The sequence below is a fragment of the Tumebacillus lipolyticus genome, from assembly GCF_042682745.1.
Classification (GTDB): domain Bacteria; phylum Bacillota; class Bacilli; order Tumebacillales; family Tumebacillaceae; genus Tumebacillus_A; species Tumebacillus_A lipolyticus.
This window is the reverse complement of record NZ_JBHUIO010000019.1, coordinates 110,729-121,956: the sequence shown is the minus strand read 5'-3', so window position 1 is coordinate 121,956 and position 11,228 is coordinate 110,729. Positions and strand designations below refer to the sequence as shown.

10 protein-coding genes and 1 rRNA gene are annotated in these 11,228 nt (G+C 55.3%); 6 read left to right on the top strand and 5 right to left on the bottom strand.

Going from position 1 to position 11,228, the window contains the following annotated elements; genetic code table 11:
* The 3 genes from rrf to tkt all read left to right on the top strand — a co-directional run.
* Nucleotides 1-66, top strand: a 5S ribosomal RNA gene (rrf, locus tag ACFSOY_RS21270); the annotation flags it as partial.
* Between the two features lie 1,519 nt (nucleotides 67-1,585).
* On the top strand, nucleotides 1,586-2,080 hold the full coding sequence (gerQ, locus tag ACFSOY_RS20265; RefSeq protein ID WP_386049672.1) for a spore coat protein GerQ: 495 nt from the start codon (nucleotides 1,586-1,588) through the stop codon (nucleotides 2,078-2,080).
* A 239-nt stretch (nucleotides 2,081-2,319) separates the two neighbouring features.
* Nucleotides 2,320-4,317 (top strand): transketolase, encoded by a 1,998-nt coding sequence (gene tkt, locus ACFSOY_RS20260; RefSeq protein WP_386049671.1) that lies wholly within the window; start codon nucleotides 2,320-2,322, stop codon nucleotides 4,315-4,317.
* Nucleotides 4,318-4,443: 126 nt separating this feature from the next.
* Here tkt and ACFSOY_RS20255 read toward each other — a convergent pair whose 3' ends face one another.
* The 4 genes from ACFSOY_RS20255 to ACFSOY_RS20240 form a co-directional block, all read right to left on the bottom strand.
* Nucleotides 4,444-5,358: a DNA-3-methyladenine glycosylase family protein gene (locus tag ACFSOY_RS20255; protein ID WP_386049670.1), complete on the bottom strand. Its 915-nt coding sequence runs from the start codon at nucleotides 5,356-5,358 to the stop codon at nucleotides 4,444-4,446.
* Nucleotides 5,324-5,878 (bottom strand): methylated-DNA--[protein]-cysteine S-methyltransferase, encoded by a 555-nt coding sequence (locus tag ACFSOY_RS20250; protein WP_386049669.1) that lies wholly within the window; start codon nucleotides 5,876-5,878, stop codon nucleotides 5,324-5,326. The genes ACFSOY_RS20255 and ACFSOY_RS20250 overlap by 35 nt, the downstream gene beginning before the upstream one ends.
* Nucleotides 5,875-6,492: a bifunctional transcriptional activator/DNA repair enzyme AdaA gene (locus tag ACFSOY_RS20245; protein ID WP_386049668.1), complete on the bottom strand. Its 618-nt coding sequence runs from the start codon at nucleotides 6,490-6,492 to the stop codon at nucleotides 5,875-5,877. The genes ACFSOY_RS20250 and ACFSOY_RS20245 overlap by 4 nt, the downstream gene beginning before the upstream one ends.
* Before the next feature lie 396 nt (nucleotides 6,493-6,888).
* Nucleotides 6,889-7,056 carry a hypothetical protein gene (locus ACFSOY_RS20240; protein ID WP_386049667.1) on the bottom strand — a complete coding sequence of 56 codons (168 nt, stop codon included), beginning with the start codon at nucleotides 7,054-7,056 and terminating at the stop codon, nucleotides 6,889-6,891.
* A 398-nt stretch (nucleotides 7,057-7,454) separates the two neighbouring features.
* On the opposite strand from ACFSOY_RS20240, the gene ACFSOY_RS20235 reads away from it, so the two are divergent.
* Together ACFSOY_RS20235 and ACFSOY_RS20230 are read left to right on the top strand one after the other, a co-directional pair.
* Nucleotides 7,455-7,895: a cupredoxin domain-containing protein gene (locus tag ACFSOY_RS20235; RefSeq protein ID WP_386049666.1), complete on the top strand. Its 441-nt coding sequence runs from the start codon at nucleotides 7,455-7,457 to the stop codon at nucleotides 7,893-7,895.
* A 200-nt stretch (nucleotides 7,896-8,095) separates the two neighbouring features.
* A complete protein-coding gene (locus ACFSOY_RS20230) occupies nucleotides 8,096-8,845 on the top strand; it encodes a VanW family protein (protein WP_386049665.1) in 750 nt (249 codons plus the stop codon).
* Nucleotides 8,846-9,051: 206 nt separating this feature from the next.
* On the opposite strand, the gene ACFSOY_RS20225 is transcribed toward ACFSOY_RS20230, so the two are convergent.
* Nucleotides 9,052-9,873: a GNAT family N-acetyltransferase gene (locus ACFSOY_RS20225; protein WP_386049664.1), complete on the bottom strand. Its 822-nt coding sequence runs from the start codon at nucleotides 9,871-9,873 to the stop codon at nucleotides 9,052-9,054.
* A gap of 312 nt (nucleotides 9,874-10,185) precedes the next feature.
* Here ACFSOY_RS20225 and argC point away from each other — a divergent pair, with 312 nt between their 5' ends.
* Nucleotides 10,186-11,220 (top strand): N-acetyl-gamma-glutamyl-phosphate reductase, encoded by a 1,035-nt coding sequence (gene argC / locus ACFSOY_RS20220; RefSeq protein ID WP_386049663.1) that lies wholly within the window; start codon nucleotides 10,186-10,188, stop codon nucleotides 11,218-11,220.
* Nucleotides 11,221-11,228 lie beyond the last annotated feature (8 nt).

Sequence of the window (11,228 nt, the reverse complement as noted above, 5' to 3'; positions counted from 1 at the left end):
GTTAAGCTCCGCAGAGCCGATGGTACTTGGACCGCAGGGTCCTGGGAGAGTAGGTCGCCGCTAGGCGAGATGAGACCCGATCTGGAGATCTGGGTCTTTTTCTATTTGTATGCGGAAAGGAAATAGAAGAGGTGCCATGCTTGAAGACGAGATCCGAACTGAGATCGGGTCTTTTTCTTTTTGTATGTGAAAGGGCACTAGAAAAGGTGCCGTGTTTGAAACGGAGCGGAGAGTCACCGGAGCGAAAGTGGAGAGGTGGTATTTGAATCGTGGCGTTTTGGAGGAGTAAGACGCTGTGAGGCAAGATGAGGCACGATCTGAGAGATCTGGGTATTTTTCTTTTTGTATGCGAAAAGGGAATAGAAAAGGTGCCTTGTCCGAGGCGGGGTGGAGAACCACCGGAGCGAAAGCGAAGATATGGTACTTAGGAGGTGTGGTGTTCTGGGCAGTCGAAGACACTTCGAGGCGTAATGAGACCCGATCTGGAGATCTGGGTCTCTTTTCATTTTGTATGCGAAAGAAAGTAGAACAGGCGCCGCGCTCGGAAGTGGCGCGAAGAACCACTAGAGTGAAAGTGGAATGATGGTATGTGAGCCGTAGCGCTCTGGAAGAGTAAGTCTTTGCTAGGCGAAATGAGGCCCAATCAGAGAGATCTGGGTAGTTTTCATTTTGCATGAAGCTACGAGGTATGATGAGATCCGATCTGATGACCGGGTCACTTACTTTTCGCATGCGAAAAGTAAGTGGAAAAGGTGCCGCGTTCGATGCGGAGCGGAGAAGCACTGGAGCGAAAGCGAAGGTCGGTTACTTGAACCGTGTTTTTGGGGAAGAGTTTGTTGTCGCTAGGCGTGGTGAGACATGATCTAAAGGATCGTGTTTTTCTTTTTCATACAAAAAGGGAATAGAAGGAGTACTGCGTTCGAAGCAGAGTGGAATGGAAAACCACCGAGGAGAAAGTGAAGAGACGGTACGTAAACCGTAGCGTTCTGAAAGAGTAAACGCAATGGGGCGAGAAGTAAGTCGTCGCTAGGCGTGATGAAGGCCGATCTGAGAGGCTCGGTCTTTTTTCATTTTGCATGCGAAAGAAAGTAGAACAGGTGCGTTCGAGGTGGAGCGGAGGGCCGCCGGAGCGAAAGTGGAAAGATGGTATGTGAGCCGTAGCGCTCTGGGAGAGCAAGACGCTGCGAGGCAAAGAGCAGGTCGTCGCTAGGCGTGTGAAGCCGAGTCTGAGAAGTCCGGTCTTTTTCATGCGAAAGGGATAAAGAAAAGGTGCCGCGTTCGAAGCGGAGTGGAAAACCACCGGAGCAAAGTTGGGAGATGGTACCTAAACCGAGCCGTCATAAAAAAGTACAGCCTAAAGAGCAAAACGCTGCGAGGCGAGAAAAGACAGTCTGCCAGATCGAGCCTTTTTCTGTTCTCGGGGAATAAAAGAGAAGCGTTTCAGCGTAGCGCAGCGATCCACAAGGAGCATTTGAAAGACCTGATCATTTCGATCAGGTCTTTTTGTCACCAAAAACACTAGACGAATATACCCTATAGATGTAACGACGTGGAGAACATCGCTTCGAAAAGGAGATGAATCATTTTGTATTACAACTGCTGCGAGGATGAGTATCGCCAGGCACAAGCTCCATACGGGTACCAACCGATCACGATGCCCATGTACCCATCGGGCACACAACAAACACAACCGATGATGCAACAACCAGTTACGCAACAACCGATTGGAGCGGGCATGCCCGGCTTTCAGGTTGGGGCGCAAGCGGTCGTGGAAGAATCGTACATTGAAAATATTCTCCGCTTCAACGAAGGCAAGATCGGTACCTTTTACTATACGGTCGGGGACAGCAAAGAATGGAATTCGATCGTGTTCTGCGGCCGAGTGGAAACGGCGGGCCGAGATCATATCATCCTCAGCGATCCGAAAACTGGGCGCCGCTTCTTGCTCCTGATGATCTACCTAAGCTGGGTGGAATTTGACGAGCCGATCAGATATCCGCACATTCCAGTGCCAGAGCAAGTGAAGGCGACCCTCACCGACGGTGATATGCCCACGTTTCCCGCCCGCGAAGAGAAGTGAACGAAAGTCGATCCGATCCTTTAGAGGGCCCCGCAAGCTACAACTTGGCGGCGGCCCTCTTCTTCGCATCCAGCCTCTCGCGTCGCCCCTTCGTTTCTTTACACGCTATGGCCACAATGATACACTGCATTTGGAGGAAACAATCACCACGCTAGACTGCACGGTCTGAGCACATACTAGCGATAGATGCGTGTGCAGTCTGTGCATTACATAACTGGCTTTAGGAAGGAGTCACTTACATGACTGCAAACATTGAGCAACTTGCGATCAATACGATTCGCACGCTGTCCATCGACATGATCGAGAAGGCAAAATCGGGTCACCCAGGCTTACCGATGGGCGCGGCGCCGATGACTTACGCATTGTGGACGAAACACCTGAAGCACAACCCAGCCAATCCGAACTGGATCGACCGCGACCGCTTCATTCTCTCCGCGGGTCACGGCTCTGCGCTGCTCTACAGCATGCTGCACCTGTTCGGCTATGGGCTTGAGATGGAAGAATTGAAAAACTTCCGCCAATGGGGGAGCAAAACGCCGGGCCACCCTGAGTTTGGTCACACCGCTGGCGTGGAAGCGACCACCGGCCCGCTTGGACAAGGCATTGCGATGTCTGTCGGCATGGCGATGGCAGAAGCACACCTGGCAGCCACCTACAACCGTGACGGTTTTGAAGTGATCGATCATCATACGTTTGCGCTCTGCGGTGATGGAGACTTGATGGAAGGTGTGGCGGCGGAAGCGATCTCGATGGCTGGTCACATGGGTCTGGGCAAGCTGGTCGTCCTGTACGATTCGAACGACATCTCGCTCGACGGGCAGCTTTCGATGGCTTTCACCGAAAATGTGAAACAGCGCTTTGAAGCTTGTGGATGGCAATATCTTCGCGTTGAGGACGGCACAGACATCGCGGCGATCGGCAGCGCGATCTCTGAAGCGAAAGAGGACAAGAATCGCCCGACCTTGATCGAGATTCGCACGATCATCGGACATGGCTCGCCGAACAAAGCCGGTTCGAACAAAGTTCATGGCGCTCCGCTCGGCGAAGAAGAAGCGCGCCTGACCAAAGAGGTCTATGGGTGGGGACATGATCCGTTCGAAGTTCCGGCAGAGGTGCAGAGCCATTTTGCAGACGTGCAAGCGGAGCTCGCGAAGGCTGAAGCGGAGTGGAACGAGCGCTTTGCGAAATATGAGCAAGAGCATGCTGATCTTGCGAAACAGCTTCTCGAAGCGATGAACCATGAACTTCCGGCAGGCTGGGATCAAGACATTCCGGTCTACCAACCGGATGCGCCGCAGATGGCAACCCGTGAAGCGTCAGGCGCGGCTCTCAATGCGATCGCCAAACACCTTCCGTCCCTCTTCGGTGGATCGGCAGACTTGGCTGGCTCGAACAACACGACGCTGAAAAGCGAGAAGGTGTTTGAAAAAGAGAACTATGCAGGTCGCAACGTTTGGTTTGGCGTGCGCGAATTTGCGATGGGAGCGGCGATGAACGGCTTGGCGCTGCACGGTGGCGTGCGTCCATACGGCGGAACGTTCTTCGTCTTCTCCGACTATCTGCGCCCAGCAGTGCGCCTGTCTGCTCTGATGAAGCAGCCTGTAATCTACGTGCTGACTCACGATTCGATCGCAGTTGGCGAAGACGGCCCGACGCATGAGCCGGTCGAACATCTGGCGGCGATGCGCGTCATCCCAGGACTGGTCACACTCCGTCCGGCAGATGCCAACGAGACGATGGAAGCGTATCGCTTCGCCCTCTCGAAAAAAGACACGCCGGTTGCGATGGTGCTCACTCGCCAGAAGCTCCCGGTGCTCCACGGTACTGCAGAAAAAGCGCGTGAAGGACTCACCAAGGGCGCGTATGTCCTCTCCGATGCACCGGAAGGCAACCCGCAGGTCATCCTGATCGCCACCGGCTCTGAAGTGGCGCTGGCGGTCGAAGCGCAGCGCGCGCTCGCAGAAAAAGGGATCGCAGCGCGCGTCGTTTCGATGCCGAGCATGGAGCTGTTTAAAGCGCAATCCAAAGAGTACAAGGATTCTGTCCTGCCGCCGTCTGTCAAAGCGCGCGTGGGGATCGAGATGGGCACATCGTTCGGCTGGGAGCGTTTTGTGGGCGACGAAGGTGTCATGATCGGCATCGATACGTTCGGCGCATCAGCACCAGGCGACCGAGTGATCAAAGAATACGGCTTCACCGTCGAAAACGTGGTCGCACACGCACAAAAAGTGCTCTAATTCATTCTGAGCGATCCTGAAACGAAGAGAAAAGAAAGCCAGCAGTTCACTGCGCTCGATGCGCAAGAACTGCTGGCTTTTTCTATCTTCAAACGCCTGTCAAATTGAGCAGACGAACCGCTGTGATCAATACAAGGAACGCCAGAGATAGAAGGTGGCATATGCTTCCCAGCCCGCCCAGTCTGCGAACAGGGATTTCAGCTCTGGCAATGTCGGCTTGCGGTCAAGCCCGAGGCATTCTTTGACCGCATTGTGCAGCCCGACATCGCCGATCGGGAAGGCGCGCGGGTCGAGCAAGCAGCGCATCCGCACATAGTGAGCGGTCCACGGCCCCACACCGCGAATGCGCAGCAGCTCCTGTTCGGCCGCCTCATGGCTACCGAGCGCCAGAAGACCGGCGCGAGACAGTTCACCGCAGCTCATCAGGCGAGCGATTTCGAGGATCGCCCCCGCTTTCATCTTGGTGAGTTGGAGCCCGCACAGATCTTGCAGGTCTGCACCTGCGATCTTCTCGGGGCGAGGGAACAGTCGGTAGCGCCTGCCGTTCCACTCCAGCGAGTCACCGAAAGCATCGGTCAACCTTTCCTTCAGCTTATAGGCAAAGGGCAGATTGACCTGCTGACCTGCGATCGCCCAACAGAGAGCTTCGAACAGATCGGGAATTCCGATCACGCGCAGACCAGAAAAGCGTCGGGTGAGATCGCAGAGCACCGGATGCTCCTCCGCCATCCGATAAAACGGATCGAGATCCCGATCGAGGTCAAACCAGATGCGGATATAATCGCTCACTTCTGCTTGCGCCTCATCGCTTTCAATCTGCCCGGAGAGCGCTTGCACACGCAACATCCGATCATCTGAACAACAAATTCTGACCAGCGTAGGACTTCCACCGATTTTCAACAGCCTGATGAGCTGGTCGTCGCGCACCTCATACAAGCATTCGTTTGCAGAGCGGGACAGGTAGCTCAGACAGGGTTCAAATCGAAAGTGTTGTGGTACAGCAAGTTCAAAATCCGAATCGAGCGTGTCCAACCGGTTCAACCTGATCCACCCCTTCAAGCTCTAACAGTGCGAGTTTGATGTTCAGGCCCCCGCGGTAACCGGTCAGCTTTCGATCGGCACCGATCACCCGATGGCAGGGGAGCAGCAATGGCAGCGGGTTGGCTCCGTTTGCCGCACCGACAGCCCGCACAGCCTGCGGGCGACCGATCGCCTCCGCCACATCCCGATAGGAACGCGTGGCGCCATAGGGGATGCGGCCGAGCTCCGTCCAGACGTCAATCTGGAACGGAGTTCCCCAGAGATCGATCGGCACCTGATCAAACTCGACAGGCTCTCCTGCAAAATAGGCGGAGAGGAGTGAGAGGATGCCTAGCTGCTCGAAAACGGCAGGATCCTCTTGCAGCCGCACATTTGAAAGGTGGCGATTCAACCAGGGCAGAGCAGATTCTAACGGCTCGTGGGGAAACTGGATGCGGCACATTCCTTTCTCCGTCGCGAACAGAATCCAGTCTTGCTCCAAGATGCGTATCGTCGTGTAAAAAACGGTGTGCTGGCTCATCGGTTACCTCCTTGATTGGCTCTGCTTGATTTTGAATCGAGCGGGTGCTCTCGATGGGACGCGTTCGATTCGCGGTATTCGGAAGGGGTGAGTCCCGTCTCACTTCGAAACCAGACTGCAAAATGAGAAGGGCTTCGAAACCCGACCGCCGACCCGATCTCGGCGATCGAGTTTTTCCCGTCTGCCAGCATCTGCTGAGCAGCTTCGATGCGGGCTCTCTGAAGTTGAACGGCCGGACTATGTCCGACGAGCCGCTTATAGGTTCGCTGTAGATGATAGGGGCTGATGGCGAGAGCGGCAGCCAGCGACTTGAGCGTCACGCGCTCGCTGAGGTGCTCCCCGATCAGCGCGTCCACCTTTGCTGCCAGAGCGGCGTCAGGCCCATGAGGGCCGGGCTCCTCCGGCTTGCAGCGCTTACAAGGTCGAAAGCCAGCGCGTATTGCTCCCTCAAAAGAGTCGTACAACTTAATATTTTCTCGCTTCGGAGTCCGTGCCCGACAGGAAGGACGGCAGACGATTTTCGTCGTCAACACGCCTGTGTAGAACACGCCATCATAGGTGCTCTCCTTCTTCGCGATCGATTCATAGATGCGGTCAAACATTTCAGGGTTCATATCCTCACCTCACACCGTCAGTATAACCTGCCGATCTGCTCGCTTAAAGATTTCGGAGATACGACAGCAACATTTCGACAGTGCATTAAACCAAAGGAGCACCCAGTACCAACCAGCCACCAGCCACCAGCCACCAGCCACCAGCCACCAGCCACCAGTCACCAGTCACCAGTCACCAGCCACCAGCCACCAGCCACCAGCCACCAGCCACCAGCCACCAGCCACCAGCCACCAGTCACCAGTCACCAGTCACCAGTCACCAGCCACCAGCCACCAGCCACCAGCCACCAGCCACCAGTCACCAGCCACCAGCCACCAGTCACCAGCCACCAGCCACCAGCCACCAGCCACCAGCCACCAGCCACCAGTCATCAGTCACCAGTCACCAGTCACCAGTCACCAGCCACCAGCCACCAGCCACCAGCCACCAGCCACCAGCCACCAGTCACCAGTCACCAGCCACCAGTCACCAGCCACCAGCCACCAGCCGCCAGCCACCAGCCACCAACCACCAACCACCAACCACCAACCACCAACCACCAACCACCAACCACCAACCACCAACCAAGCCCAATCTCCTAAAACGAACACCTTCCCCCTGAAAACACCACCCTTACTAAAAAGCGATCTGCCAGATTGACAACCGCAAGAGCGAGCAAGCCGCCTCCGACTCCTCGCGCTCCCTTCACTTAGATGTAAGGGGGAAGTGAAGGCGATGTTTGCAAATAAGCAGCGGGGAACTATTTTTACCTCTCTTGTATATTTGAGTGCAAACTAGACTATCATTGTAAAAGCAAGCTGGAGGGATGCACGTGGCAGAAATGACGTTTGAGCGGAGCAATCGAAGGTCGCGCAATTATGTGATCTTCTTCACAAATCGTTCATTCTTGGTGTGAGAAAGATCATGCCAGCAGACTGCCAAAAGGTGTATGATGAAATTGTAAAAAGGAGGCGTAAGCGAAATGAAAAAAAATCGTTTTGCATTGATCGCTGCGACGGCTGTCGCTTTTGGGATGATTATGACTGGTTGCGGCTCTGATGACAAAAAAGCTGACGACACCAACAACACCAACACTGGACAAACCAACTCTGGTACGACCGATTCCAATACGAACACTGGCAACGAGCAAGTAGTCAACGTTACCGCGAGCAATTGGAAGTGGGAACTGGACAAGACCGAAGTGAAAAAAGGTCAACCGGTCAAGCTGGTTGTTTCCGGCAAAGAAGGTCTGCACGGCCTGAACATCATGGGTTCAGATGCGAAGATCAAAAACATCGCTCCGGGCAAGACCGAGACGGTCACCTTTACACCGAACGAAGCGGGCGAGCTGAAACTGATCTGCTCCGTCGCTTGCGGCACAGGCCACAGCACGATGACCACCACGCTCAAAGTGGTCGACTAATTCTACCATCTCGATTGTATCGAACAACTTAGATCGAACATGCGAAACCATGCGTTTACAAGACAAACGCATGGTTTTTTTCTGTTTTGAAACGTTGACATGCACTCCCACGTCTTTCCATATAGTGATGGAGATGGAGGGGAGCCATGTTGAACGAGATGAAAAAGAGACGGCGGAAAAGGCAAAAAAGGGGGTGGGTGGTGTCTACACTCGCGATCGGTCTCTGTGGCGTGCTGGTGGCGGGCGGCGTGATGTGGAAAGCGGGGAGCTTCGCCAAGTCGGTCGTACAGCCAGCGGAGGCGGCGGCGAACACACCGACCGTGCTTCCGCCCAAGCGGCCGCTCCCGATCGCCGCAGAATATGAGCGGTTCGTGCCGGAGGGCACTGCAGTGGCGAACAGAGATGACAACCTGCCACAGCGCGACCTGAACGCGCAGTACCGATCCTATCTGGACAGTCTGCCAGCACAGCGCGGAGAGGTCATCGCCACCTATAAGACATCGCTTGCCGGCAACGATGCGGAAGGCAGGGTGAAAAACATCCAGCTCGCCAACAGCAAGCTGAACGGCATGCTCCTGCTGCCAGGTGAAGAGCTGTCATTCAACGGTGCGCTGGGCGACTCGAACGATCCGAGTGCAGGCTGGCAGCTGGCCACGGTGATCGTCGGCAAAAAATTTGAACAGGGCTACGGAGGCGGCATCTGCCAAGTGTCGTCCACGCTCTACAATGCGGTCAAACAGGCGGGGCTTGCGATCACCGAGCGGCACACGCACAGCTTGCCCGTCGGCTATGTGCTCCCGGGGAACGATGCGACCGTCTCCTTTCCAGAGCTCGATTTAAAATTTGTGAACTCCCTCGGCGCCCCCGTTCGAGTCGAAGCGAAGATCGCAGGTGGGCAAGTGATCACCAGCCTGCATCGCCTGCCGGAGTTCAACTATGAGCAGAAGTGATCCGCACCGATCGGCCGTCCAGAGCGCTCCGATCGAACTTGAGCATTTTTCCAGCCCACCTTGAAGCGGGCTTCGATGCACCTTTCGAACCAAAAATCGGTAGGGAAGCCCGATTGATATGGCAAGATAACGAAGAAACCCTCATCGCGAACGATGAGGGTTTCTCTTCAGCCGAAACATCGGCAGGCTGCTGACAATTTTTCAATTCAGCCCTGTTTGATAAACACCAGATCAGAAAAGGCGATCTGCATGCCACAGCGGAGCATGTTGCGCTGGCTGGTGCTGGCATATGCCGCTTGGGCGACGACCAGATCGCAGCCGAGGCGGGCAGCATCCCGCATCCGCGCAGAGAGCAACGCCTGCTGCAAACCGCGTCCGCGGTGCTCCTGACAGGTGGCGGCTGCACAGAAAGAGCCCATCCGGTCATGGAGAAACATCATCGCAACGCCAGCATCCTCTCCATCGACCGAGGCGAAATAATAATGATAGTCGGCGTGCGATGCGATCAGGCGTTGGTTATGGGCCACCGATTGGGCACGCTCGGCTGGAAGGTTCATCGCGCGAACATACAGTTCGCCAAACAGGTCAAATTCGTCGCCCTCCATCTTGCGCACGCCGATCCCCTGCGACAGGGGGGGAATCGCTTCGGTCGCCACCCCGTACAGCGTTGTGGTTGAGAAATCCTCGGCGACAAAACCGTGCTGGCGGAGCGCTGCGAGCAACTCCGGCGTGGCGTAGGCGGGATTGGTTTTCACGCGGCAGGGCACACCATACGCCGCATAATGATCTACGATCTCCGGCAAGAGGTGGACATCCGCTTCGGTCAATCCGATCACTTTGTTCATAAACGGCCAGGATGTTTCCAAATTGATCAACGCGGTGCCATCCCCAAAGCGTTTGAGCACCGCTTGGTCATGCCGTTTTTCATCTTGCATCATCGCTTCGAGGCGTTGAACCAAGCCAAGATGTTCTGCCCCTTCGAGCCGTTTGGCCAGCTCGACCGTCACAATCGGCAGTGTGCTGCTCATCGCGTTCGACCCCTTTTCTGAACTACCTGCATTTTCTTTAACGTTACGGTTTGCGAACCGAACTTGTCAATCAAGTCGGAACAAACTATTTTCTCAATCTGCATTGACAATGAGAATCATTATCAGTAAAATGATAGCAGGTTCTAACCCCTTTTCATGGCATAACACCTCTGGGATTCTCTCACGACGGAATCCAAACACCTTCTTTTCCCTTCCAAGATGTTGGAAGGGTTTTTTTATTGCAAGCTTATACATTGGTGTGTATAATAATGCATATTGTGAAATAAAGATTCAAACTGAGGTGAGCATGAGATGAACGTTGCCGTCATTGGGGCGACCGGATATACAGGATTAGAATTGGTGCGCATGTTGTTGCAGCACCCGACGCTGAAGCTGACATACGTCTCGTCCGACTCGCAAGCGGGCGCGATGTTGACCAAAGTCTACCCTCATCTAAAAGGGTTGGTCAGACATACTCTGCAGCGAGCAGAGGCGAAAGAGATCGCGGAAGTGGCCGATCTGGTCTTCACGGCACTGCCGTCCGGGCTGTCGACCGAGATCGTGCCGGAGTTGCTCGATACTGGGTTGAAGGTGATCGATCTGGCCGGCGATCACCGGCTGACGCAAGCAGACTATCGGCAGTGGTACCAGAAAAACCCGCCTGCGCAAGCGACGTTAGCAACAGCAGTCTACGGCCTGCCCGAACTGCAGGCGGACAAAATCGCCCAGGCAGACCTGATCGCCAACCCGGGCTGCTATCCGACAGCGACGCTTCTGTCGCTGCTTCCGTTGGTACAGCAGGGATTGATCGAGACAGACACGCTGATCGTCGATGCGAAGTCGGGCGTTTCGGGCGCTGGCAAAGCGCTGTCAGCAGCCACGCATTATGTCGAAGTGAACGAAAACTTTAAAGCGTACAAAGTTGGCACACACCAGCACATTCCAGAGATCGAGGGCGTGCTCGCACAGGCGGCAGGACACGAGGTGATCCTCTCCTTCACGACACACCTTGTGCCGATGACCCGCGGCATCTTGATCACCGCGTATGCCAAGCTGACCGAGAACAGATCGACAGCAGATCTGCTCGCGCTCTATGAGCAGGCCTATGCGGATCATCCGTTCGTCCGCATCTGCGAAGCGGGGCGCATGCCGGAGACGAAAGAGGTCGCAGGCAGCAATTTCTGCGACATCGGACTGCGCGTCGATCCGCGCACGCAGCGCGTGACGGTAATTGGCGTGATCGACAATCTGGTCAAAGGCGCGGCAGGGCAGGCGATCCAAAATGCGAACCTGATCGCAGGGCTCGACCAGACGACCGGCCTGATCGCGGCGCCGTTCTACTTTTAGCAACCACA